Annotated in this window: 22 protein-coding genes and 4 pseudogenes; 3 read left to right on the top strand and 23 right to left on the bottom strand. The window is 39.9% G+C overall.

The features are described 5' to 3' along the window. Positions 1–72: 72 nt before the first annotated feature. The 6 genes and pseudogenes from MHH52_RS13600 to MHH52_RS13575 form a co-directional block, all read right to left on the bottom strand. Entirely contained in the window at positions 73–1659 is a 1587-nt protein-coding gene (locus MHH52_RS13600) for an extracellular solute-binding protein (protein WP_340009196.1), read from the bottom strand. Positions 1660–1724: 65 nt separating this feature from the next. Then, the gene (locus MHH52_RS13595) at positions 1725–2594 is read right to left on the bottom strand and encodes a carbohydrate ABC transporter permease (protein WP_340009194.1); all 870 of its coding nucleotides are present in this window, start codon (positions 2592–2594) and stop codon (positions 1725–1727) included. 13 nt (positions 2595–2607) lie between these two features. Continuing rightward, complete coding sequence (locus MHH52_RS13590) at positions 2608–3555, bottom strand: ABC transporter permease subunit (RefSeq protein ID WP_340009193.1); 948 nt, start codon at positions 3553–3555, stop codon at positions 2608–2610. Between the two features lie 1060 nt (positions 3556–4615). After that, the gene (locus MHH52_RS13585; RefSeq protein WP_340009192.1) at positions 4616–4789 is read right to left on the bottom strand and encodes a hypothetical protein; all 174 of its coding nucleotides are present in this window, start codon (positions 4787–4789) and stop codon (positions 4616–4618) included. Positions 4790–5145: 356 nt separating this feature from the next. After that, positions 5146–5969, bottom strand: a pseudogene (locus MHH52_RS13580) (phosphotransferase). A gap of 145 nt (positions 5970–6114) precedes the next feature. Next, positions 6115–6582: a GNAT family N-acetyltransferase gene (locus MHH52_RS13575; RefSeq protein ID WP_340009190.1), complete on the bottom strand. Its 468-nt coding sequence runs from the start codon at positions 6580–6582 to the stop codon at positions 6115–6117. A gap of 300 nt (positions 6583–6882) precedes the next feature. On the opposite strand from MHH52_RS13575, the pseudogene MHH52_RS13570 reads away from it, so the two are divergent. Continuing rightward, a pseudogene (locus MHH52_RS13570) lies at positions 6883–7777 on the top strand (IS110 family transposase); the annotation flags it as partial. 1 nt (position 7778) lies between these two features. Here MHH52_RS13570 and MHH52_RS13565 read toward each other — a convergent pair. Continuing rightward, complete coding sequence (locus tag MHH52_RS13565) at positions 7779–8279, bottom strand: hypothetical protein (protein WP_340009189.1); 501 nt, start codon at positions 8277–8279, stop codon at positions 7779–7781. Positions 8280–8523: 244 nt separating this feature from the next. Further along, on the bottom strand, positions 8524–8676 hold the full coding sequence (locus tag MHH52_RS13560; protein ID WP_340009187.1) for a hypothetical protein: 153 nt from the start codon (positions 8674–8676) through the stop codon (positions 8524–8526). Between the two features lie 98 nt (positions 8677–8774). On the opposite strand from MHH52_RS13560, the pseudogene MHH52_RS13555 reads away from it, so the two are divergent. Continuing rightward, positions 8775–9948: pseudogene (locus tag MHH52_RS13555) on the top strand (IS110 family transposase). A 213-nt stretch (positions 9949–10161) separates the two neighbouring features. Here the strand turns inward: MHH52_RS13555 and MHH52_RS13550 are convergent. The 9 genes and pseudogenes from MHH52_RS13550 to MHH52_RS13510 form a co-directional block, all read right to left on the bottom strand. After that, complete coding sequence (locus tag MHH52_RS13550; RefSeq protein ID WP_340009186.1) at positions 10162–10692, bottom strand: AAA family ATPase; 531 nt, start codon at positions 10690–10692, stop codon at positions 10162–10164. A gap of 330 nt (positions 10693–11022) precedes the next feature. Continuing rightward, positions 11023–11376: a GNAT family N-acetyltransferase gene (locus MHH52_RS13545; protein ID WP_340009185.1), complete on the bottom strand. Its 354-nt coding sequence runs from the start codon at positions 11374–11376 to the stop codon at positions 11023–11025. 523 nt (positions 11377–11899) lie between these two features. Next, positions 11900–12673 (bottom strand): class I SAM-dependent methyltransferase, encoded by a 774-nt coding sequence (locus tag MHH52_RS13540; protein WP_340009184.1) that lies wholly within the window; start codon positions 12671–12673, stop codon positions 11900–11902. Positions 12674–13029: 356 nt separating this feature from the next. Continuing rightward, positions 13030–13317 (bottom strand): hypothetical protein, encoded by a 288-nt coding sequence (locus MHH52_RS13535; protein WP_340009183.1) that lies wholly within the window; start codon positions 13315–13317, stop codon positions 13030–13032. 396 nt (positions 13318–13713) lie between these two features. Next, the gene (locus MHH52_RS13530; RefSeq protein WP_340009182.1) at positions 13714–14229 is read right to left on the bottom strand and encodes an AAA family ATPase; all 516 of its coding nucleotides are present in this window, start codon (positions 14227–14229) and stop codon (positions 13714–13716) included. A gap of 4 nt (positions 14230–14233) precedes the next feature. Continuing rightward, on the bottom strand, positions 14234–14488 hold the full coding sequence (locus MHH52_RS13525; RefSeq protein WP_340009180.1) for a RidA family protein: 255 nt from the start codon (positions 14486–14488) through the stop codon (positions 14234–14236). 202 nt (positions 14489–14690) lie between these two features. Continuing rightward, the gene (locus MHH52_RS13520) at positions 14691–15608 is read right to left on the bottom strand and encodes a phosphotransferase (RefSeq protein WP_340009178.1); all 918 of its coding nucleotides are present in this window, start codon (positions 15606–15608) and stop codon (positions 14691–14693) included. Positions 15609–16200: 592 nt separating this feature from the next. After that, positions 16201–16584: an NIPSNAP family protein gene (locus MHH52_RS13515; RefSeq protein ID WP_340003675.1), complete on the bottom strand. Its 384-nt coding sequence runs from the start codon at positions 16582–16584 to the stop codon at positions 16201–16203. A 50-nt stretch (positions 16585–16634) separates the two neighbouring features. Further along, positions 16635–17407 (bottom strand): annotated as a pseudogene (locus MHH52_RS13510) (DeoR/GlpR family DNA-binding transcription regulator). Between the two features lie 480 nt (positions 17408–17887). Here MHH52_RS13510 and MHH52_RS13505 point away from each other — a divergent pair. Continuing rightward, positions 17888–18853 carry an IS110 family transposase gene (locus MHH52_RS13505; protein WP_340009176.1) on the top strand — a complete coding sequence of 322 codons (966 nt, stop codon included), beginning with the start codon at positions 17888–17890 and terminating at the stop codon, positions 18851–18853. A 520-nt stretch (positions 18854–19373) separates the two neighbouring features. On the opposite strand, the gene MHH52_RS13500 is transcribed toward MHH52_RS13505, so the two are convergent. From MHH52_RS13500 to MHH52_RS13475, 6 genes are read right to left on the bottom strand one after another with little or no spacing between them, the layout of a single operon-like run. Further along, positions 19374–20972, bottom strand: coding sequence for an NAD(P)/FAD-dependent oxidoreductase (locus MHH52_RS13500; RefSeq protein WP_340009174.1), 1599 nt, complete (start codon positions 20970–20972; stop codon positions 19374–19376). Between the two features lie 38 nt (positions 20973–21010). After that, positions 21011–22441: a gamma-aminobutyraldehyde dehydrogenase gene (locus MHH52_RS13495; protein WP_340009172.1), complete on the bottom strand. Its 1431-nt coding sequence runs from the start codon at positions 22439–22441 to the stop codon at positions 21011–21013. 24 nt (positions 22442–22465) lie between these two features. Further along, on the bottom strand, positions 22466–23515 hold the full coding sequence (locus MHH52_RS13490; RefSeq protein ID WP_340009170.1) for an ABC transporter substrate-binding protein: 1050 nt from the start codon (positions 23513–23515) through the stop codon (positions 22466–22468). Between the two features lie 35 nt (positions 23516–23550). Then, entirely contained in the window at positions 23551–24333 is a 783-nt protein-coding gene (locus tag MHH52_RS13485; RefSeq protein ID WP_340009168.1) for an ABC transporter permease, read from the bottom strand. A gap of 1 nt (position 24334) precedes the next feature. Continuing rightward, on the bottom strand, positions 24335–25234 hold the full coding sequence (locus MHH52_RS13480) for an ABC transporter permease (protein ID WP_340009166.1): 900 nt from the start codon (positions 25232–25234) through the stop codon (positions 24335–24337). Between the two features lie 31 nt (positions 25235–25265). Further along, a complete protein-coding gene (locus MHH52_RS13475) occupies positions 25266–26360 on the bottom strand; it encodes an ABC transporter ATP-binding protein (protein WP_340009165.1) in 1095 nt (364 codons plus the stop codon). Positions 26361–26375 lie beyond the last annotated feature (15 nt).

Raw genomic sequence — 26375 nt, 5'->3', positions numbered from 1 at the left:
ATCTGTATTAAACAAATAATAGCATATGACAATAAAGAGAGGGGCTATTTATAGCCACTCTCTTCGTTTAATTTACTTGATTAAGCCTGCTTCTTTAAATTGCTTGATTACTGACTCCTTATATCTCTGCATGTCAAACTTGGTTTCCAACGTATTGAGGAAATTGTCCCAGCTCGAAAGAGGTTCTTTGCCAGTCATAAATTTGACCAAGCTTTCATTAATGTAACGTTGGCGGTCAGCTGCCAATGAATCGCCCGGGTCTTCAGTCAATAAATTCCCGGGCAAAGTAGCCGCCACGTATTTCTGATTGTTCTTAAAAGCTTCTGCCGTCTTAGGATTCTGGAAGCTGAAGTACTCAGCATCATCACCACGACGCGGCATTCTATAATGATCGACCCATAGGTACTTTTCTTTCATTTCCTTCGATAATTCGGAGGTTTTATTTTTGATCTTGCCGTCCACCAAATCCCAATGAATCCCTTTAATTCCGTATGCAAAATTCGGATATGCTTCTTTGTCCGTAAAGAGATAATTCAGCATGGACAAGATCCGAATGATTTTGTCCTTATCCGCTTTCTTGGATATGGCCCATGAATTGCCTTGGAACGATTTTCTCTCTACAATTTGATCACCATAAGGACCTATCATTGGAGGAATGACGATCCATTCCGGCACCTCTCCACTGATTTCTTTCATTTTTTGCTGATAATCTGGCTCCAGCCTGCGGGAGTCTCTTATCATGAAGCCAACTTTACCCTTAAATAACTTTTGGTCCAACAAATCGGGAGTATTCATCGTCACCCAGTCTGGATCTACAACTTTGGCTTCCATCATTTTATTAATATAAGCGAGCGCTTCTTTCATTTTTGAGTCGGTAAACAGGAACACCGGTTTATTGTCTTTCACATCAATGGCTGAGGGAGGATTGACACCAAACATCCACATCAAACTATCGAAGCCGTAGGTTTGCAGATTGCCTTCTTTATTCATACCGCCTATGAATCCGTACGTATCGTTTTTGCCGTTACCGTCCGGGTCTTTCTCTGTAAAGGCTTTCATAACTTCGAATAGTTCGTCAGGTGTCGTTGGCACTTCCATATTCAGCTTTTTCAGCCAATCATTGCGGATGAAGAAGCTTCGACTGATACCGTTTACATTATCATAACCTGGAACTCCAATGGTTTTTCCTTGATAGGACATCGCCTCCCAGGAGTCGTTGCTAAAACGTTTCTGCAATTCAGGAAATTGATCCAGATACGGTGTCAAATCCGCAAGAACGCCTTGGTCATAATATTGCGCGAGATCCGCCCGGCTCTTCAAGAAGATCAAATCTGGAATATCTCCGCCAGCAATGAGCGTATTTAATTTAGTCGTTGCTTGCCCTGATTGAGGAATCATCATTTCCAAGTCGATATTCACTGCTTTTTCCAACATTTGGCGTTGGATATCTTCTTCACGGGGAGGAATCGGGGCAGCAGCGTTGAAAGTGCCTTGGTTAAACATCGAGATTTTCAATTTGGGTTCAAACTGACTAGGCTGGCCTTGCGAATTACTCGAAGCTGTTGATATAACTTCTTTTTGTTCCCCACATCCTGTCAATACCGTTCCCACACCCACTATTGCTGTCAGAATAGCAAATGTAATCGCTTTACGTTGCATAATGACCTCTCCTTTGCTTCTATATTATCACGGTTTCCCCGTAACAACTCAGGTTGGAATGCCTTTTAACCTTTAACAGATCCCAAGAGCACACCTTTGGTAAAATGCTTTTGCATAAATGGGTAAACGATCAAAATTGGAACCGTAGTCACGACAACTGCAGCCATTTGCACGGCGAACGTACTAACAGCTCCGGAATTGGCGAGCGAATCAGCGCTTTGTGTTGCGACGTTAAGCAGGATGTTACGCAAGATAACTTGAAGCGGCATTAAGTTGGAATCATTGATATAAACAATAGCATCGAAATAACTGTTCCAATGCCCGACTGCGTAAAATAAGGAAATTGTGGAAAGGACGGGCAAGGACAAGGGTAAAATGATCCGCCATAACGACTGAAGCTCACTTGCACCGTCTACCCTCGCTGATTCCTCGATTTCAGCAGGCAATTGCTCGAAAAAACCTTTAATGATCACCAGATTAAATGCACTAATGAGATGTGGAATAATCAATACCCACGGACTATTTAGCAATCCCAAAGAGCGGATTAGTAAATAAGTCGGAATTAATCCTCCCCCAAACATCATGGTAAAGACAATGAATAGTAGAAATGGGCTTCGCCCCGGCAAATATTTTTTGGATAACGGATAAGCCGCTATTACCGTGAAAAACACATTAAGCACAGTGCCTACAATCGTTCGAAACAATGTAATTTTATACGCCTGCCCGATACCATGAGAAATGAATACTTCTTTATAAGCTAGAAAGGTAAAGGATTCTGGTATAATAACAATACCTCTTCTTAACACTTCCGATTCTGGCGTCACTGAAACAGCAACCACATATAGAAAGGGTAGTAAGCAAAGTAGGGATAGCAAAATAAGAATAAAATAAACGACTGCTTGCCAGACTTTTTCCCCGATTGTCAAATTGATCATTTTGATAACCACCTCACCAAATTTGCCCATCGAATTTTTTTGCAAGCTTATTTGCTGCCAACACTAAAACAAATCCGATGACAGCTTTAAACAATCCCACAGCGGTAGCCAAGCCAATCTTAAGTCGCTCGAGCCCTTCACGGTATACCCATGTGTCGATAATGTCGATCTTCTCCTGATTAAAGCTGTTGGCAAACATGAATATTTGGTCAAAACCAGCATCCAGAATATGGCTTAATTTAAGGATCAGCATCAGAATCATAACTCCTCGAATGCCGGGAAGTGTTACATGCCATAACTGTCTCAACTTGGAAGCGCCATCAATCCGAGCCGCTTCATATAAACTTGGATCGATTCCTGCTAGTGCTGCAAGGTACAATATCGCTCCCCATCCAATATCCTTCCATATTTCAGATAAGATGATCAGCAGTCTGCCCCAGGCAGGTTCCGTTAGAAAGGAGATAGGTTGAACACCAAATTCCTTCAAAATCATGTTAAAAAGACCATCCCCTGGGGCTAATAATGCCACCATCATTCCATAAACAATGACCCATGATAGAAAATGGGGCAAATAAGTGATCGTTTGTACGATTTTCTTAAACCATTGGGTATAAACTTCATTGAGCAGCAAAGCAAGTATGATAGGAGCTGAGAAACCGAACAATAGCTTATACAGCGAAATGATAATCGTATTTCTCATGATGTCCCAGAAATAAACGCCGTTCATAAAATCTGTAAAATTTTTAAATCCCACCCATGGGCTATCCCATAGTCCCAAAGCTAGGTTATAGTTTTTAAAAGCAATAATGATTCCCGCCATAGGAATGTATTTGAATACGGCAAAGTAAACTAATGCCGGGAACAAGAGAGCATACATCACTTTATACTTTTTTATCGTTCTTATCCATGAATTCCGCTTTTTGGGGAGGGGAATGGCGTCCGTAGCCAATTTCGCTTGCATTTCATCACCTCGTCTTTATTTATATTTGTATAATAGCATCCCCCTATCGGATAAATTTCTGTAATTTCAAGAATTTCTTATAAGATATTAAGTAAGTACAGCCTTGGATAATTCCAATACATTAGGCATGAAAAATCGGACAGAGTGAGCGCAACCGTTTCTAGGTGCTTTCACTTGTCCGTAAATTATTTTCATATTCACTGCAATCCATACTTCAGAACTTTATTTGTTACTTCGTACTATTTATTCTGGATGGAAGATAACCTTTGCACCTGATACACAAGTTTCAAAGGTAGATCTTGATATGATACTTCAAAAAAATAGTGTATTTGTTTGGATAAATGAAGACTCGAGACTTTTCCTCACCGATGGAGAAGTACGATTTATGATGGGTGGTTGACCCTCGCACCCGATAATTCAATTACAGTATCAATTCCTGGTCCCATTTTTAAGTAATAAAGAAGGAATAGGCACTACACCTGATATATATACTCAGGGTGAATTGAGAACAAGGAGCGTTATGCTGGCTCATGCAGTAATTGGTTAGGCGGCATAACGTTTTCACGACAAGATAATGTAAGAAGGATAATTTACTACCGATATAATCACTGCTTAATATCTGAAGGTGCGCCCTAGGATGGAAGGCTTAAGATAAAACCTCCATTGGTTTTATTACAAAAAGAGATTACAATCAATGATACCTATTTTTTTATTAATCCAAACCGAATGTCAATTCGTTTTACTAAAGGTAAATAATAAATGGAAGCTAACTTTTATTGATTAATAAGGCACTTCCATTTGGTCTAAATCACTCTTGTAATAATGCCCGTTTTTTTGTCTTAATGACAAGGAAGCGGGCATTATTAAACTAATTTAAACTCTTAGCATGAATTAACTAAGAAGAATATTAAAGAGCTTCAAGAGTCTGGATCCAAAGTAGTAAGGTCTGGATAGGATATACTAGAGCAGCCATGTAAGCCTGAATCAAGAATATACAAGCGATAATAATTAGACTTAGCACTACAGCACGACCAACAGATTTTGTTGCATTCTTTGCTTCCTAAGATTGAGAAGCAATACTATCAAACCCAATAAATCCAAGTAGTCCATAAGTTGCTGCTTGTGCAATATTACTCCATGTGAACGTATCCGGGTTATAGAAAGGTCTTAACGAAACTCCTCCAGCACCTAGCCCATCTACAAATACAAACTTAGCAGAGAAAATTAACAGCATTAAAATGAATGCTCCTTGTGCAAAAGAACGTGTTATTTACCCAGTTCTTAACTGTCCCTCCTTTAGCTACTACAAATGTCGTGATTGCTAGGCCTGCATATTTGCAATTTTCAGCACCTGAATAGAGAGCCCTGCAAAAGCCTCGATTTTGAGAGAATCGGTACGCCAAGATGGAAAAAGAGATAGAAAAGTAAAAAGCAGCTCTTTCCTCGTCAGAGGATGGGCTGCTTTTGCTCATTTCAACTAAGCATAACTGCCCGTTAGTTGAATAAAGGCAGCCGATCACGTTGACTGACCGGCTCCCTTATCGTGTTTATTGAGCTATCGTGTCCCGTTAGATCAATAAAAACCTACTCTTAAATCCACTCTTTTCCACATTCACTAATGAATTTAATATCGCTTTGATAATGTTCAAGATGCCCTTCATCTATCATCTTTTGGAAAGCACTGTCACCTTCACTGGCTTTTCTTTTAATGGTTTTACATAATCCTTCTAATCGTAGCAATACCATCTCCAAATAATCTTCTTCTATTTCCTCACCGTACGATTCAAAAAACAATTTAACTCTTTGTTTTATACGGTCTACATGCTGTAATGAATTAAAATAAACTCCCTCACCTGTTTCAGAATGATAAACCCTACTTAAGGGGACGCAAGTGTAAAGAGTATAAGCTATATCCCAAAGTCTTGGACCGGGACCGGGACCAGCAACATCAACATCAACATCAACATCAAGATCAATAATACCTACTGGTCTACTGGTCTTTCATGATTAAAAATAAGGTTGTATATTGCAAAATCATTATGGCATAGTACCTCGAATGGTTGGGGGGTGTTATCTATTGATTGCCAACTTTCTTCAATTGAAAAATCCCGCACAGAATCATGATAAAGGCGGAGTATCTTCGCTATTTCTTTTAATACATCATTAGACCACATGTATTCTTTTAAAGGATAATTGCCAGCTTCTCCTTCAATAAATGATAATATCTCTCTACCTTTTTCATCAATACCTAAAAACTTTGGTGCATAACTGAAACCTTTGTTCTCCAAATGCTTTAATAGCTTATGAATTTGGGGACTATCTGGCTTTAATTCCCGTCGTACAGTATCTCCCGAACGATAAACGTTAGAGACATTCCCTCCTGTTAGCATTTCTTCAATTTCATGGTTTGACATCTAAATATTCCTCCCTAATATGACTTTCTATAAACCGTAAAACATTTCTGTTTGTTCAATTATCCTGCCTGTTAGCTGAATAAAGGCAGCCGTTCACGTTGACTGACCGGCTGCCTTATCGTGTTTATTGAGCTATCCTTCTCCATTAGGTTAACAATCTCTTCAAGTCTATTCTTGAATAAGTTTTTTCATAAGTAGTCCCATCATCATTGTAGAAAATAGCAATTTTTATATATGGTTCGGAAATAGCTTCGTACCCGTGTTTTGTAATGAGCTTTATCATCTTTGGATTTTCTATTGGGTCAACACTAACGAATAAATCAGAAAAGCCAAGACTTCTTGCAATTTTCTCGTGAAATCTTATTAAATCCGTACCGACGCCTTTGCCACGATAAATCCCCTTTACATAAAGGTCACTTAATTTGGGTAACACGCTACCCTTTAGTTTTAGAACACAAAAACCTAGAATTGTATTATCTTTTTCGGCTACTGCCAAATATACTTCCTTATTTTCATGTTGTTTCAAATACTTAATAAACAAGTCCGCATTTTTTCTAATATTACATAAGCCATTAATATCTTCTTCATTCGCCGCTCTTATACTATATCCCATTTTCCGCCTCCTACATCAGTTTCATTCATTAAGGTAAGCTGCCCGTTAGCCATACATGCAGCGCAAGCGCCGCACCACAGATGATGAAAATGGTTATATCTTCCAATACTGCTACTATGGCTGGGAGAGGAAGGTCGATAAGCTAGGGTGCCTACGAGCTCATCTGTTAGTCTGACTCCAACGATCACGGTGCATCACAGATTGTCGCTCCCTATTGGAAAGCACTCATGGGAGATTAATCCTACTCTGATTGTTGCACCAGCCTCTTATCTAATTTAGCCGTAGAGAGGATGCTTTAAGGTGGAAATCGTAGTTGAACGGATGTGGTATGGATATTCATAAGGATAATATTACCGCATGTATTCTAACGTCTAACGGAAAGGAGATTCAAACGTTTTCAACTAAAACTGTGTTTCTATTACAATTAATTGACTGGATTAAACAGCATGAATGTACTCACGTTGCTATGGAAAGCACGGGTGTATTTTGGAAGCCTATTGTTAATTTACTTGAAGCCGAAGGAATTGAATTTTTAGTGGTGAATGCCCAGCATATGAAAGCTTTACCTGGACGTAAAACAGATGTCAAGGACTCAGAATGGATTGCAAAGCTTCTTCGTCATGGGCTACTTAAAGCAAGTTTCATTCCAGATCGAAATCAACGGGAGCTTCTAGAACTTGTTCGATATCGTCGTAGTATCATTGAAGAACGAGCTAGACAACATAACCGAATTCAAAAAGTGTTAGAAGGAGCCAATATTAAGCTCAGCTCTGCTGTCTCTGATATTATGGGTGTCTCCTCTCGTGATATGCTCCGTGCCATTGCAGATGGTGAGGATGATCCTGAGAAACTAGCGAACTTCGCTAGACGCACAATGAAGCGGAAAAGGATGAACTTGAACTGGCTCTACATGGCTATGTAAACCCTCACCAACGCTTGATGATCAAGGCTATTTTAACTCACATTGATTTTTTAAGTGAACAGATCGTGATACTAGATCTGGAAATCGCTACGAGGGTAGCTCCATTTCATGACGATGTCGAACGTTTAGATTCAATTCCTGGAACAGCTACTCGAATGGCAGAACAAATCTTAGCCGAATGGGACCAATATTAAGAAGCAGTTTCCCAGTGCTGCGCATTTATGCTCATGGGCGGGACTTGTACCTGGGCAAAATAAAAGTGCAGGAAAGAGACTTAAATAAAATGAATACCTTTATCCAACACTTCTCGAACCCTACTCCTGGCTTCATCAGCACTTCCTACGCCAATCGGTTCTTGCCCACCGTATCCCCCAGGTGCTGTAAAAACTTTGCCGGATGTAAGAATTCTAGGTGATGTACAGCCATCGAGTGCATTCGTATGTGAGATGACTTCATCAATCGTTGCGTTTGTCGTCATTCCCTCGTCCCGGATCGTGGTAATTCCCTCTTTAAGACAGGCTGCCAAATATTCTTTATGGTACCCATGTAGAGGCTCATTCTGTAGGTATTTGAAACCGGTGTGGGCATGAGTATGAATAAATCCCGGTAGGATCACAAGGCCTTTCAAGTCTAAAAGCTTTATTTTTTCATTCACAGGATAGTTATCCAACTCTTGCGAAATGAAACCGATTCGTCCATCTGCAATCTCGATTGTTACATGATGGATGGGCGATCGTCCGGTCCCATCAATTAAGGTTCCGTTTGTAAGCAACATTTTTTCGCAAACCATGGTATAAACCTCACTTTTTGTTATTTATTCCTCCATAAAATTATAGTACCGGATAGAGGAGCGAGATAGATACTATTTGTTTGTAAATCATTTTATACATACTCACGCTTACCCTTTTCGCCATAATCATTCTTTCGATCAAAACTGCCAATTACTCCAATGAACTTCGAAGAGGAGCTGTCCTTGCGGCAGCTCCAATCTATCGTTCCTCGTTAGTTCAAATAAATACTTATTGGTTACCGCCTGTTAACTTCACTCTATGGAGCAGATTAACAATTAAATTTTCATTTGAATGTTCAAGAGAATAAACCGACATCGTATCAAGTTCAAATTCTTGTGATAATTTCAAAGACAATAATTCTTTGATTTCTCCTTCTGTCATTGAAGAACGACTAGATCCCGTATAACAAGCGATGCTATGAAGCGACAAGAAGAACCTTAGGGGATGCCGGTAAATCTAAACTTACAGGGAGAGATGAAATGAATCCAGTTATCGGTCTAGATATTTCTAAAGAAGAAAGCCATGGACAAGCCTTTTAGCGCGTGGAAAGCCATTCAGAGGGTTATTTCACTTCGAGCACACTCGTGATGGTTTAGCAAATCTCCATCAAGTTTTAAAGGACATTGAATCTGCATCCAAACAACGTCCTTTGCTTATTCTAGAAGCAACCGGCCATTACCAAAGTCCCGTTGTTCAGTTCCTAGAAGAACATCACTATATTTACATTGTCATTAATCCGCTCATCTCAAATCGGCTTAGGAAGTCTCAACTTCGTAAGGTAAAGACGGATGCTGCTGACGCTTACCTATTGGGAGAGTTGTACTACAAGGAAGAGTTTGAACTTTTTAAGAAAAGAGGCGCGCAACTCCTCAATCTGCACTATCTTACAAGACAATATGAGTCACTTTCAAAGATGTGTGTGCAGACTAAACTTCAATTCCAAGCTGTTTTAGATCAGGTTTTCCTGGCTTACAAAGGCGTCTTTGGAGCTATGTATATTCTGGTATTTCACTACGGCTTTTAAGTGAATTCCCAACCTCATATTCAGTTGTACAGACGGATGAAAATACACTCAGAGCTATAATGAAAGAACTGCTTTCTTCGAAACGGGGGCGTTCAGAGGATTGGATCGGGTTCAACGACTGCTAGATGCGGCAAAACAAAACCCATTTCAGCAAACCATGTATGCAAGCCACTTAATCAATTTGAGAGTCCTTATTACCCTCATTCTTCAGTACCAAGAGCATCTTACTGAATTGGAACAGAACATAGAAGCTCTGGCTGAAGAAATTGAAGAGTATGCACTAAAATTGCTGCAACAATTTTGGCTGAGATTGGGGAAATCGATCGGTTCGATCACACAAAGAAGCTGGTGGCTTTTGCTGGTGTTGATCCCAGTGTATTTACTTCAGGTAAGTTTGTGGCAATCCAAAATAGAATCACGAAACATGGCTCCAGAAGGCTTCGTACAGCCCTGTATCAAGCTGTGCGATGTGGTATTCGTAGTAATAGAAACAAGAAATTAAGATCTTACTACGATAAAAAGCGTGCGGAAGGAAAGCTGTTCAAAGTAGCGGTATTGCTTGTGTAAACAAACTCATTCACTGGATTTTTGCCATCTTGACTTCAAAAGAAGCATTTCGGCTAGAATGATCAGCATGAAATAGAAAAAGATGAAATATATTCCTGTGCCGAAGGGGACGTTTATTTGTCATATCTTTTTTTAAGTATACCACTCCTGGAATCGGCCTTTAATAATCAAATATTGACAAGTTATTAGCTGGAATAGCACAGCGAGGCCGCCGAATCGTTTCAGCAGTCGTCCTAATTGATTATTAAGCTCTCGTTGTCCAGTTAGCATAACCGCTAGTTATGAATGAAAACATTATATCCAGAGTCATTAATAATTTCTTCTACAATCTCGGTTGTTTGTTTTAGAGTAGTGTCGTTAATAAATGGCTTATTGGATGAGGACATTTCCATTTTGTTCAGCAAAAACAAAGAGCGTTCTAAGGATTCAATATCTCCTCTTATACTTAGACGTTCAATTAATTTTTCTTTATCTGCTGTTAGTATGACATACTTTAATCTTACATTTAAATCTGATATATGTTTACAAAACCAATCAAGTTCATCCTCAACCACAAAATCGATTACTACATTAAAGTCATGTTGAATAAAATTCCTTGTTAATGCAAGGATGTTCTTCCATGTTAAACTTAGACGTTCCTCCCATGAAGGTTCTGATTCTCCCTTAAACATATGAAGTATTACATCACCCTCAATAAGAACGCATTGCTTAACATTTCGTGCAAGTTCTATCGAAGTTGTTGATTTTCCAACACCAAGCGGACCTGATATAAGATATATCAGGTGTTCTCTGCTTATCTCTTGCATTTCAATATTTCCTCCCAAGTCGAAAAATGAACTAATAATATCTTATCAAAATTCCATTATTGAAAAAAGTAAATTACACAAGATACTATTGTACATCTTCCCTATTCTTCAGAAAACGATAGATCTTTATCCATTAAACTATACTGCCCGATAGCTCAATCACTCCTCATTCCCGTTAATCCATAAATAAACTACGACTAATTTTCGCAACCGTGGCATGTTTTTGCTTTGCTCATTGGTTATGAATACATGTTCTTGTCCCTAGACACATCGGCTATTGGACCAGGCGCCTGTGATGGTTTATGCGCATGTTACTCTTTATAGTATTATCTATAAGCGAGCAGATTCCATTCGTTTAATAAATCCAGTCTTAGTGCTCTTGTATCCTACTGACTCATAAAATCTATGTGCTTGTTCTCGGTTTCCACCAGAAGCCAATATTATGTAAGAACAGTGCATTTTATTAGAAAAATCCTCAAGTGTAGCCATGAGGATCTTACCAATTCCCTTTCCTTGATACGTTGACGAAACCACAACATTTTCTACCAACATATATGGTTGACACTCTCCTACAATATCCGGGCATACGATTCCCATAGCTGTTCCAATTACCTTTTCGTCTTTACATGCAACTACAACATAGTAGTTTGGCTGTGTCGAAATAATCTCTAACTGACTTTGCATCTTTTCAATGTTGGAATCAGTTCCAATAAACTAATGAATAATTCAGACAAGTCATTAGCATCTTCAATTCTTGCCTTTTTTACGTTTATAGCCATACACTCATCACCAACGATTTTTTGTAATTTTTTACAAGAATTTCCGATAACGTTTGTGTATCTATGAACCCGAGAGGCTTAAGGCGTAAACGGTATTGGGTCAAATGGACTTTGCCTCGCTGAGCTATCTGCCTGTAGGTTAAGAACAAATGCGGTGATCGGTCAAGTATCTATGTTCTTGTCATTTTCGGAGAAGTATATAAGTTCTTGTCGTCTGACATCGGAGGACATATATCGTTAAAGGACAAGAGCTATGGGGTACGGAATCCTATATTTTATATTAGCCGTTATCTTCTCGCATGGGTGGAGAAAATGAATGTCCCGCGGACCGATTGAATTATTAATGCGAAAAGTATGCTAAACTTAGGATCACCAAAAACCCCCTCGACCTGAGGGGATTTTTTCTATTGCAATGCATTACGTCTCTCCTAACATTTCCTACAAACGCTAATGATAGATGAAGATGACGGAGAGAACGGCGTTTTATCCCAGTCAGCATATTGATGTTCGACGCGAAAGGCGTGACGGGTTAATAAAGAATGCAGCGTATCCTGATCCGTGAACCGACAAGCAATTCGGGAAGTCGTTCGCTTATACCCCCAATCACGCATCGTGACCCAATGCATGATATGCTGGCTAGCATCGTAACATTGTGTGCCTGATACCTTGACGTTATTCCCATCCTTATCAATAAATGATCCCCATTCTGTCTCCTCTTGATCGGATAAATCCGTTCCCTCCGGATTACGGGTCTCGAATGCAAAGATTCCATGGGGTTGTAAATGTTTGTGAACGGAAGTGAGCAAATCTATTTGATCTTGATCACTTAAGAATGCCTGAAATGCATTACCAGTCAAATAAATCATCGAAAATCGCTTGTCCGATTCGAAGGTACGGGCATCGCCTTCCATAAAAGTAACAGTCAACCCTTCCGCCTTCAACCACGCATATGCGAGCATCGCTGAAGAGATATCTACACCGGTCATCGTTATGCCGGCTTTCGACAGGGGTATCGTTGTTAAGCCTGTACCACAAGCAAGTTCTAACACTTCCCCAGGACTCGATCTAGCAAGCTCAAGATAGAACTGATATTTGTCCATTTCACCGTCAAATTCAAGATCGTAATTTACCGGATCTTGATATTCTTCAAGATTGCTATGTTCAATCAACGCCATTCCCCCTTTCATTTCTTGTTTTAACATTTCGAATGGCCAAAAATGAATCTATTGAATAAAATAGACACAATGTTGCATCGAAATGAAAGCCCTATCGCCAGCCATCGCGCTTAACAGTATTATTTTACTATTTTTTTGATAATCCATTTGGTAATAAATATTTATAATCAATTTTTATTGAACCTTACATAACTACTCTTTAAGTCGATAATCACTACGCTATCCTGCCCGTTACTCCAACAAAGCAATAGGGGCTGTTTCCAAGCAAGCTCCTTAACTCTCGTTCCTCGTTAGGTTAGTGAGGCTGCCGACAAAAGTTCTAAAGGCCTCAATCCTTCCCTTCATTCAAGAAAAAAGGACGCTTTTCTCAGCGTCCCTTTAGCCTATAATTTGGAAATGTTGCTTGGCATTCTGCCTGTGTGTTGAATGGTACGAATCTGAGAAGTTGTTATCCGGAATCCAACCAGAATAAACGACGAGGTTACATTGTTAAAGTTAAAAGCTCGTAAGTCTGAAATGTTCTGGCTACCACGGAAAATTCGAAAATTCCCTGTAAAGTTGCGGCCTGAAAACAGTACTAACGTAACTTGACTAGGAATTACAACATTTCTTAGCCGAAAACTGGAGATGATGTTGTTAAAACCGAATAAGCCCAGATTTGAAACTGCCACGCCTCGTCTAAATGTTAGACTTCTTCCAGTAAAGTTAAAACCCGAGAAAAAAGTAACTCTAACATTTCGATTAAATATTAATCCCATCCCTTTCACTCTCCTTAACTTAAGATAGTAACAGTGTATGAATTGGTTAATATATTTGCTTGGACTTATGCTACTAATCTAGAACTCTCCCGGATATCGTATCCTACCCAATCGCTACGAGGCTTCCAGTCCATGTCTGCCCTTAAGCATAGCAAAAGCGATGGATCCGCTCCATCGCTCGTTATGTATTATTGGTTGTGTTAAACTGCCAGCTAATTCAATGAACATCAAAGAGGAGCTGTCCTTCTTCAGCTCCACGCTATCGTGTCCCGTTAGCGGAATGTGCCGCCCCGAGTAGTGTAATTCATACTAATCTTCAAATATACTTTTTAAAATCAAATCTGCGCATTCTTCGGAAGTGTTTAAATGTGTGTTGACAGTACAATTATACTGGATATCTTTTGCCATGACTTTGTGTTGCCAATCAGATTGGTCTTCGGTTCTATTTCCTCGTGCAATATTTCTCTGACGGCAAATGTCTAACGGGCAGAGCACTTCAACAATGTATAATGGGTACCCAGAAAATATATTCTTCACTTTTTCATAATGTGGTTTCAACTCAGATCGGTCTACCATAATGCCATCAATAAGTATATTTTTACCATGGTCAGAAAATAATTTGGCTGTATGATACATCATGATAATTGCTTCACTTAAATACTTCCAATAATCTTCACGAAGATAACGTTCACCTATCATTTCTTCAAAAAGGTCATTGGCAACAACATAAAAAAATTCGTGCGATTTTAATTGTAAAGCATCTACTATTGATGTTTTTCCAGAACTCGTAACACCGTTTAAAAATACGATTCTACCTTTGTTCATCCTGTTAATACCCCTTATTAGTACAATTAGTTCCATTATAATATTTAAACTGTAAGATATTTTTTAGGTAAACATTAACCTTCACAACGTTTTGAAGTGGTACATCGAGTTGATTGAGTGTGTCTTTTAAGTGTGAAAAAGTATTGTGAATCTGCTCGGTAAAGGTTACTCCAAAACCTCTATGTAATCCTAGAAACACATAATCTCCAGCCTCAACAGCAGACGAATAGCTAAACGGCGTTGAAATTCGATTTATCATTCCCATGAGCCTCCTATGTAATAAGTTCGCTCTTCTAAAATAGAACATTTGTTCCCATTTGTAAATATTTTCTTTTAATTGAACTCCACGCTATTCTGCCCTTAGCTTAATAGAAAGAAGGAGCAGCTGCCATGGCAAAACTGCTCCTTCTTTTGTTCAACAATCGTTCCCCGATAGAACAGAACTGATTTCTTCGAACAAATCAAATATGATAAAAAACCGTTTTACCATTTAGAAAAGGTTTGCAAAAATGTTCAATCAGACCTGGGATATTTTTATGTATCCACATATGCTTATCTTTATTGCTTACGAGAAATGCGTAGTATGCAACTATTGCCAAAAACATAAAGCCCTCTAGTTGCTCAATATCTATTCTTCTGGAAATAACACTAGTGTAGCCGGAAATTAGGGCATCTCGCAATTTGTTTTCGGTCAATAAGGCACCCATAGCGACGTCCATCGCGTAATATCCAAACCCTGATAAACCAAAGTCAATGAATGAAATCCCTCTTGATGTATGGATTAAGTTACTATAGTTGATGTCGGCATGGATAAATCCCCATGTCTCAATCGTTTTGCTTAATACTTTCATACGATCGTTAATCAATGAAAATGTATTTTCAAGAATATGAAAATCCTTGGTCGTGATAATCCCCATCTCTTCACCAGATCGCAATTTGGTCAATACGCTATTTGTCCACTCCATCCCGTATTCGGGTCTCATAAAACTTGAACCATGTTGAAAACTATGCGAAAACTGATGCAAATCTGCAATACGGGTCCCCAAGGTACTAACTGTCCCCTTACTAATTAAATCTTGCTTAGACATGGTTTCCCCAAAAATCCATTTTAAGACTGAACAGTGCACTTCTTCGTGTTCAATGACAACGGTTGTTACCAGTTCACTGTTTAGATTTGGAACAGGGATTTGAACAGGTAATTCGGAATGAGACGACCAAGCTAACAGATATTCTAATTCCGATTGAATAGCCTCGCGTGTATTATGCACACCCTGCATGTTTTTTGTAATGGGTTTATGCATTCGCAACAAGTAAGTATCTTCAGATCTCTTTTCTGTTACTTTATATGTAATGTTTTCATTATGACGAATCAATTCCACGAAAGGGTCAATAAAAGAATACTTCAGTAAGACTTCCATATAACACGAAGTATACTCCATAGAATATCACCCCATAGTTTAGTGAACAACAAAACCCCTTTTTATTATTGCGGTATCGTGTCCCGTTAGCCATACATGCAGCGCAAGCGCTGCACCACAGATGATGAAAATGGATCGACGAATCTGTCCATACTGCTACTATGGCTGAGAAAGGAAGGTCGATCAACATGGTGCTTAGAGCCCATCCGTTAGTCTGACTCCAACGACCACGGTGCATCACAGATTGTCGCTCCCTTTTAGGAAGCACTCATGAGAGATTAATCCTACTCTGGTTGCTGCATCAGCCTCATTTTTTATTTTCAGCTATGAAAGGCCCTTGGTACTTTAATTTCATAATTCTTCTCAGGCTCAGTCTTTTTTAAAAATCATTCGGCTAGGTCTAATTTATTTTTGTCTTTTTGAGGTTTTTCGCGGATTTATTTTTCATGGGAGTTGAACAAAAGGCAGCCTATCGTGTTGACCGACTGCTTTCTAGTCTTTATTGAGTTATCGTTTCCCGTTAGCGGAGCCGAAAGTATATAAATTTAATTCATTAGTTCTTAAGCCAAAATTGCACTTCATGATTAGTGAATTCATTCTTCATCAAAGTAGAAAATATCTGCTCGTTTTTAACCTCTAAAATACACTGCCTATAAACGTATTCTCTACCACCATTTTCTTCATACCACTTATTTATTCGATTTCTGTGTTCAATGTCCCCTCTAACAATCGTTTCTATTTCCTTGTACTTTTCATAACTGTCGTACTCCCAAATAGCGAATATTTCAGTGGTTGATTCATTACTCGGTACCATCCATCTTCCAACTAGTTGAGCCCCATGTTTAATCTGATTCGGCAAATTAGTTTCATTAAAATGTGCATTAAAAATATCAACAAACTCATTTTTTACAATGTAAAACTTCCTTCTATAAAACAAAATCGCCACATCCTTTCTAAAGTCTTAATATAACTACTCTGTGTTTTCAGTCATTTTTCCTCTAGCTGGGCTACGATCACCTTAACGCCAAGTGCTTGAATTTGTTCGACTGCCTCCGGATCTGCATCCTCATCAGTAATTAACAGATCTAAATCTTCAATCCGGCCAGCTTTCGCAAACCCTTCGTTGCCAAGAGATTGGTGCGTGGCAATTCCGATGCACCGACGGGATGCAACAGATACCGCCCGACCGAATGCCCCTACTTCAGGAGTGGCCACAAAAATCCCTTCCTCCGAGATGCCTCCTCCAGTGACGAAGCTGACATCAAACTTAAACATACGGATAAATTCTGTCGCTAGAACGTCAGTAATATTTCCTGACGGCTTTACCCGACCACCAATTAGGTAGGTTTCAATCCATTGTCGTTCCCTTAAAGAATCGGCTACCCGCATGCTATTTGTAAGATTGTAAGTGGCATTTGTTCAGGCAGATGCTTCAATAGCACATAAGATAAAGATCCGCTTCCAATAAATACAGTATCGCTTTCCCGAATATACGATACAGCAAGCTTAGCAATCGCATTACCTTGCGGAGTTCCTTCGCCGTATCGTATTTCTGGTGGAGGTGGGGCTTGTCGAACCTTCGTGGATGGAATCGCACCGCCGTGGGTTTTCTTGAGCAATCCCTGTTCCTCCATAATGGAGAGATCACGCCTGATTGAATCGATGGAAACCTTGAACTTTTCCGCTAAGTCTTTGACCATTACACGTTTTTCTTCACTCAATAATGCTAGGATTTTTTCCCGACGCTCTTCAGCAAACATCCCAGTGTCTTCCTTTGGCACGCATTATACCTCCTGAACATTCACTTTTCTCTTTATAACAAATCAGTTATATTCTTTAATATGCCTTTTTGTAAAGATTCTATTGTGAAAATCATCATTTTTATGCTGTTTCATACAGTTTCTTTCAGTTTACAGTTCTGCTACGCAAAGATCATGTTAAATAAAAAAAGACCGTCTATGCGGTCCTTGACTTTTTTGACCTATTGATTGCAGCAAATTCATTCAACTATCCTGCCCGTTCGTATTATGAGGTCACCAGATCTTTCTCGTAAGATAGCGGTAGCCGGGGATCGAACGTTTCTGCCCGTGGGACTTGGATCCCGAGAGCTATTCTGTTCATCCACTCTACTTGTTCAACCATGGTTAGGCTGGTTGGGACGTTGATCCCGTATCACATGCGATAGTGTGGAAGACAAGAAGTTTAGGGGTTGCCGGTGAAAATACTACAGGATTGATGTTATGAATCCAGTCATTGGTTTGGATGTGTCCAAGGGAGAGAGCCATGCACAAGCTTTTTTAGACCGTGGAGTACCTCATGGGAAGATCTTTAGATTTAATCATGATCTAGAGGGATTATCGTCTTTTCTTAATTATGTTAGAGCAGTGGAATCAGCTGCAGGGATGAGCCCTTGCATTGTAATGGAGGCAACAGGCCATTATCATAGCCCTATTGTTCAGTTTCTTGATGAGCACCAGTATCTGTACATCGTCATTAATCCGTTAATCTCATATGAAGCAAAAAAAACTAATTTGAGACGGGTCAAGACGGATGCTGCTGATGCCTATCAACTTGGGGCGCTGTTCTATAAAGAAGAGTTTGAACCCCTCAAAAAACGGGGTCAGCATCTCATGAATTTACGCTATCTCACTCGTCAGCATGAATCTTTAACGGGTATGTATGTTCAAGCGAAGCTGCAGTTCCAGGCTATTCTAGATCAGGTTTTTCCTGAATACCATGGCGTGTTCGGTGACCTCTATTCGAAAGTTTCGCTTCGATTTCTTGCCTTACACCCAACGTCTAAAGAAGTTCTGGATATGACTGTGGAAGAGATTACAGCAACAATCCAACGCCTTACAGGACGCGGTAGATCTGCTTTATGGTGTTCGGAGCACGCTCAAATCTTAGTAGCGGCAGCAAGGCGAAATCCCTTTAAGGAGACGGCTTTTTCAAGTCATTTGATCTCCATGCAGCTGCTCATCAAATTGCTTCTTCAATACCAGGACCATCTAGCAGACCTTAATAAATCGATAGAGACCCTGGCTGAAGAGTTACTTGAATATGATTTAATCCAATCGATACCCGGTATCGGCACTAAAATTGCTGCAACAATTTTGGCTGAGATTGGGGAAATCGATCGGTTCGATCACGCAAAGTGGCATATATTGCTTCGACGATGCCACCCTATTCATTATTCATCGCCTTAGATTTCGATATATTTATCGTAAACCCAAAAATAAAGCTAATTCTGTCGTCGAACTATTCACGCCATTCCAGTTCAACAGGTAAAAAGGGAGTCGCTATATGTACCGATGTTAGTCACCCTCACCCATATATATTTATAGAGGTTGGGTGACTGTTTTGGTAATGTTGTGACAAGTTGGGTATGTTACTTTCTGAGGTGAAAATCAAATGACTAAATTAATGACCAATTTGTTGTTGAAGTTTCATGAGAAGTTGGAAGTGCAACAGATATTATAAATGTGACTCGTAGACGCGCAAAGGATCACCCTCAATAGTAATTATGTGGATAGTAAAAAGTACAAACGGATGTTGATGCTTAGTAATGAAACTTCTCTTTTATCTAGGCTCTGTTATTCTATATTGTTGATTTTCAACCAAAAGAAAAACCGCCTTATTATTGAGGCGGTTAATTCAACTATCGTTCCCCTTTAGGCAGTTTACTCGGTCCAAATAATAATAAGGCTACACCTGAGATCAAGAAAATTAGGATTGGATTACTGATGATTTAACTTTCAGCCTGCTCAGAACCTGTTTTGCTGCAATATTACCCGTTTCAACTGCTCCATTCAAAAATTGTTGATACTCGAGAGAAGTATGTTCACCAGCAAAGAAGCAATTTCCTTCTGGTTCACCGAAAAGCCCTCTGAATTTGGTGTATTGACCTACTTTGTAGCAGGAATACGAACCTTTGGTCCATTTAAAGTCAGGCCAATTATCAAGTGTTGCTTTACCATTCCATTTTTTGGATATTCCCGACAAATCTTTTTCAAATAAATTCAAGAAATCTTGTGCGTATGCGTTTGCTGAACGTGATCCAAACCTATTGCCAAGTTTCCCTCCAGTGAAATCAACCATGATTCCTGATTGACCCAATTGACCTCTCGTTGTATCCCAAGTATCATGATAAGCATTAGATACGAACGCACCATTACTTCCAAGCGACTCCCAGTGGCGATCAGTAAACTGTAGAGCCAGTTTCGAATTTGTCGCTACACCGAGTTCAGCAATTGCTGTTTTCTTAATACTTCTAAAGCCTGCTCGATCTATTTCAACATCACGCAGAGTAGCAACAGGCAATGCCAGAATCACATAATCAGCTTGTACGCTACTGATTCTTCCAGCAAAATGGAGTGAATACGTGCCATCATTATTTTTCCTTATACTTTCTAGTGGAGAAGATAATGTAATTTGTCCATTCAGCTTGCTTGCTAATTGTTGAGGGACTAGATCATTTCCACCACGAACATGGAATCTTTCTTCTCCTCCAGTTCCAAAAGGTGAAAATTCCTCTTTGGTTGACGTACTCATGGCATAAATCATATTTAGCGCACTTATCTCCGTACTCTCGAGACCGACATTAGCTGTATAAGCTATATCAACGATTTTCGAAAATTTGGAATTCATGCCACCTCGAACATTCTTATTAAGCCAATCAACGATTGACATATTATCCAATTGCTTACCACGTGTGGTGTATTTATTGTATAAGGTCACATGCCCAGCATCTTTGCGATCTTTTTGAAGTGGATTCCAGACATCCAAAAACATTTTGGACATCTCTTCAAAATCACAAAGGGAACCGTCCATGACAATTCTGAAATCACCTTTCTCATAAGCCCATAAATCATCAATTTGTAGATTGAGTTCTTTAATCAGATTTATTAAATATGTATGATCCGTATTAATTAACTCACCGCCATGCTCATAAATTTGTCCATCTTTAAATACATCTCTTCCTGTAAAACAGCGGCCGCCTATACGGGATGAGGCTTCATAGACTTGAGAATTGACACCTGCTTGCTTTAATCGATAAGCAGCGGTTAATCCTGCTAGTCCAGCACCTATAATTGCAACACGCGGAGCTGTTGCTGCATTCACTATTTTAGTTCCAACATTTAAGACAACCGGAGGCACCATCATTACTGCTGAGGCTAAAAAAGCTTTCTTCAAAAACTCTCTACGTGTAAAACTATGTTGAACACGTTCTTCGATTACTTGTTCAACAGGGACGTTCCGAATTGATGCTTCTCCGGCAATTTTAGCTGCTGATTTCAATTGACGCATTAAAGGAGTTTTTGACATCTTATTCATCCTCCGGTTGTTCTCAGAGTATTAAACCTTTATTCAAATTTCATCATTACATGTTTAAAGCGTGTATACTCTTCTAAAGCAAAGACAGATAAGTCAGAGCCGTACCCCGACATCTTATGTCCACCGTGTGGCATCTCGCTTAGCAAACTCAAATGAGTATTTGTCCAAACCTCGCCAAATTCAAGCTCCTTGCTTGCTCTCATCGCGCGATCTAAATTTTTCGTCCACACAGAAGAAGCTAATCCATATTTACAATCGTTTGCCATTTCAATTGCTTCTCCATCCGTTTCAAACGGCATTACTGTGATCACAGGGCCAAACACTTCTTCCTGAACAATTTCATAGGATTGCTTTGCGCCTGCAATAACTGTCGGACGATAGAAGAAACCAGGACGATCCATGCGTGAACCGCCTGACAAGATTTTGCATCCACTGTTGACAGCACGCTGCACCATTCCATCAATTTTCTGAAGATGAGCTTCTGAAATGACAGGACCAACCAGCGTATCCGGCAGCATTGGATCTCCGACTACGGTACTCTCAACAAAGGAAACCAATCTTTCAATAAATTCATCGTAGATATTTTCCTGAATATAAATCCGAGTTGCAGCTGTGCAGTCTTGCCCGCTGTTATAGAACGCGCCGGCTGCTGACCAGAAAACAGCCTCTTCCATGTTCGCATCATCGAATACAATAAACGGTGCTTTACCACCCAGCTCTAGATGAAGTTTTTTTACGGAGTTAGCGGCCTCTTTGGCAATCGAGCTACCCGCACGAACACTTCCTGTCAGCGCCGCCATTTTCACCTCAGGATGACGAACAAGTTCTGCCCCTGCCTCGGTACCGTGACCAGTCACGATATTGAATACTCCAGGAGGCAGTATGCCAACACTAAGTTCCGCTAGTTTTAAAGCGGTTAATGGTGTAAGCTCGGAAGGCTTGAGAACGACTGTATTCCCAGCTGCAATTGCAGGTCCAATCTTCCAGATCGCCATAGCAAGCGGGAAGTTCCATGGAGCGATTGAGCCCACGACACCGAGTGGCTCCCGCCGAATCATACTGGTGTGCTGAGCCATATATTCTCCCGAGAGAGGCCCTTGCAGCAAACGTGCAGCGCTTGCAAAAAATCTCAAATTGTCAACAATGAACTCGATGAGATGAGTTGAGAATTGAATTGGAAGCCCGACATTCTGAGTTTCCAATACGGCTAGTTCTTCTGCGTTAGCCTCGATCCGATCCGCAAGCTTTAACAATGCCGTGCTTCTCTCTCCAGGAGTCGTATTTCTCCACGTTTTGAACGCTGCTGCTGCCGATTGCACGGCAGTATCAACATCCTCTTTATTGCAAATCGGAGCTTCTGCTAGCACTTCACCTGTTGCTGGATTCAGAATTGAATCGTACTCTTCACTCAAGCTATCTACAAATTCTCCATTAATAAAAATTTGTTTTCTTTGTATCATTCTTCAAGTCTCCTCTACAATAAGTTATTCTAACAACCACTGTCCAAAACGCTCATTAAGCTTATCAAAGTTCTCGATCCAGTAGCTATCGTCAGCTGCTATTTGCATCTCTTGCAATTCTGGTGTTACGCCTAGACGCTGCTTATCCGCATCCGACAATTTGTCGATCGCTTTTTGATTCGCAGGTGCATAATCAGCATTCTTGCCATATTCCAGCTGCACGTCTTGGGAAGTAGAGAAAGCGATAAATTTCATTGCCAAATCTTTGTTTTTAGTACCCTTTGGAATTACCCAGCCGAGATAAGAACGGAATGCGTTCTCATATGTGAATTCTACAGGTGTTCCCTTTTTCTTTTGCGCAGTCAGCGTACCATCATAAGCCGTTGATAGGGTAGCCGTTCCATTGGTTAACAGTTCCGGCACTTGCGCACCACTCGTCCACCAAGTTTTAAACTCTTTTTTAATTCCATCTAATTTCTTGAACGCACGGTCCACATCTAACGGATAAAGCTTATCTTTGGTCACACCATCAGCTAATAATGCCATTTCAATAGTTGGAGCCGGGAATTTATAAGCAGATCGACCGCCAGGGTATTTGCTCGTATCCCAGAAATCTGCCCATGTCTTGGGTGCATTTGCTGCATCAATCTTTGTCGGATTCCAGCTAATGACGGTAGCAAAGGAATCAGAAGCGATAAAATTAGCTGTTGCTGTTTGATCGTTGTATCCCTCTTTATTAATGACATTATAATCCAAAGGCTCGAACAGCCCTTGTTGACCGGCTAGTTTTCCATAGAAAGAGTCAACATTCACGACATCCCAAGTGACGTTTCCGCTATCTACCATCGCTTGCAGCTTTCCGTAATCTGGCGGTGTTTCTAATTCAATCTTCACGTTATATTTTTTCTCGAAGGCATCGTACACTGCTGCTTGTCGATAACTGATCGAGTTTGCATCCCAATCAACGATCGTTAATTTCTGTGCTTGATCTGAATTACCTTCTTTTGTACTACACGCCACTAATGAGGCGCTTAAAGCAAAGACCAAAGTCATAACGGTTATTCTTTTCAACATTCTAACCCCCCCTTATTTTCATGAAATAAATGAAATTACTCCTGCTTTAAATTTCGCTTTGCAGCAGTAGAAGAAATCCAGCCCTGAACCAGAAATAAAGCTAAGGTCATAAAAATCAGAACAGTCGATACGACGGCGATGCTAGGATCGATACTCGTACGCAAGCTTTCCCAATATTTTACTGGTAGCGTTTTCGTATTCGCACCTGACATGAAAAGCGAGATAATCGGCTCGTCAAATACGATTGAAAAAGCAAACATCGCACCAGAGAATAAACCTGTTTTCATCAAAGGGACGGTTACCTTAAAAAAAGCACCTATAGGCGTGGATCCAAGTCCAATTGCAGCTAATTCTAAATTGCGATCTACCCCTTTAAGACTGGCAGATACGAGAGTAAACACAATCGGAATAGCAATAACCGAATTAGACAGAATCATCCCGAAATAAGTATCTGGCAGTTTGAAAGGCGAAAGGAAATAATAAAGCCCAATTGCCACGATTACTGCGGGTACAACCATTGGTAAGAGCATGATAGGAACAAAAATATTTTTGCCCCGAAAATTCAATCGTGTAAAGGCGATCGCTGCCATCGTACCTAGAATCATAGATAGAATCGCTGTCAAGACACCAATGATCAAGCTTCGCGAAAAGACTTCGATCCAAACTGGACTATCCAACACCTTTTCGTACCACTTAAGCGAAAAGCTTGGAGGTGGAAACTGAAAATAGGAAACTGATGTAAAGGATATAGGAATAATAAGCACAATCGGAAGTATGAACACAAATAGAATTAAAACAACTAGAACCCTTAACCACATGTTATATCACCCCTTTCAAAGCTGGATGCTTCCTAAAGATAATGAATGGGACGAGAATTAATAGGAGCGTTGCAGCCAAGAGAATAATTGAGAGTGCTGCAGCCAAATGCCAATTTAACGTTACATTAATAAAATTAGCAATGAGATTTGAGATCATAGTGTCTTTAGGACCACCTAGAATCACGCCTGTAATAAAAAATCCGAGACTGAATACAAAACAGATCAACACCCCCGCAATTACCCCGGGGATAGATAACGGAAGCAGTATATCGCGAAACGCTTTCCATGGACGTGCTCCCATTCCTTCAGCAGCTTGAATCAATCGACCATCAATGCCTCTCATGACGGAATAGATACACAGAACCATGTAAGGAAAAAGATAGTGAATCATACCGACAGCGTTGCCAAATGTATTGTAAAGCAGCTGAAGCGGTTCATCGATTAGGCCAAGTCCCATCAGCAATTTGTTAATCAATCCTTCATTCTGCAGCATGATCATCCAAGTAAATGTTCGGATCAGTACTGAGATCCAGAATGGAATCATGATCAGAGCCATCGTCAAGTTTCTCCACTTATCTGATTTCATCTTATAGAGTAAGTAAGCTACCGGATAACCAAGCAGCAAAGTAACAATTGTCGCAATAATGGAAATTTTAAATGTGTAAAGAATTACTTTTAAATAAACCGGTGTTGTAAATACCTTCACGAGATAATCGAAAGTATAAACTTCTCCGTTATGGATACCCAATTTCATGATCTTCAAAATTGGGATAAAGGTAAGCAACAGCATGTAAACTGCCGGAATAATAAATAAGAGCCACTGAATGCCCGGAATCGATGATAAATCTCTTTTTTTCTTATAAATCAGATTATTGGTTATTTGTGTCTGCGTATTCGTCATTTGTAACGTTCACCTCGCTCTCCTACTATTTCTAAGAAGCAGGGATAGCTTCGTCGTCAGGAATTAAGGAGGCATCCTTTGCATTCCAGCCAATCTGAATCTCATCTCCGACTGCGATTTGCTTCGAACTTCCATATCGTAGCTTGATACTGAATTGTTCGTCCATATTGGTTACTACATCAATGCGGAACGAATCCCCAACATAAGTTTTCTCCAAAACTCTGGCTTGAAAAGCATACGTACAGTAAGATTTATCTTGAACAATATGAAGATTTTCAGGTCGAACGGCAATCAATACGGTTGAGTTGGCTGGGAGTTCATTCTCTGATTCAATCTGAACCACTTCTCCACTTAAAAGTTTAATCACAGACATACCTGATTCTGTTCGAATCACTTTCCCTTTGAGCCAATTGATCTCACCGATAAAGGATGAGACAAATTTACTTTGCGGATGGTTGTACAGTCTCTCAGGAGAGTCAATTTGTTCGACTTTCCCCTTATTCATGACACAGATACGATCTGACATCGTTAAAGCTTCTTCCTGATCATGCGTTACGTTAACTGTTGTAATACCTAATTTCTCTTGAATATGCTTAATTTCAAACTGCATTTGTTGGCGTAAATTTCTGTCTAGAGCACCAAGCGGCTCATCCAGCAATAACAAAGGCGGATTAAAAATAATTGCCCTTGCTAATGCCACTCGCTGCTGCTGACCACCGCTAAGTTGATTAGGAAAATGCGTGGAAAAGTCCTCAAGACGAACAATTTCCAGCACTTTATGCACCTGCTCCTTAATCTCTTGCTTCGAGAATTTACGTAAGCGAAGTGGATATGCAATATTATCAAAAATGGTCATATGTGGAAATAAGGCATAGTTTTGAAATACCATGCCAATATTGCGTTCATAAGCCTTCTTCTTGGTAATATCCTGGCCATCCAGAAATATCGTTCCGCCATCGATAGATTCAAAGCCAGCAATAAGCTTGAGCAATGTCGTTTTCCCTGAACCACTTGGCCCCAAAATAGTAACAAACTCACCTTTATTAATAGATAAATGAACGTTATCAACAGCTGTATATTTTTTGTAAAGCTTTTGTGCGCTTCTGATCTCCAAATGAGCTGCCATGAAACTTCACTCCAA

Source organism: Paenibacillus sp. FSL K6-0276 (assembly GCF_037977235.1).
GTDB lineage: Bacteria > Bacillota > Bacilli > Paenibacillales > Paenibacillaceae > Paenibacillus_AQ.
The sequence above is the reverse complement of the archived record's forward strand: the minus strand, read 5'-3'. Positions and strand labels throughout refer to the sequence as shown.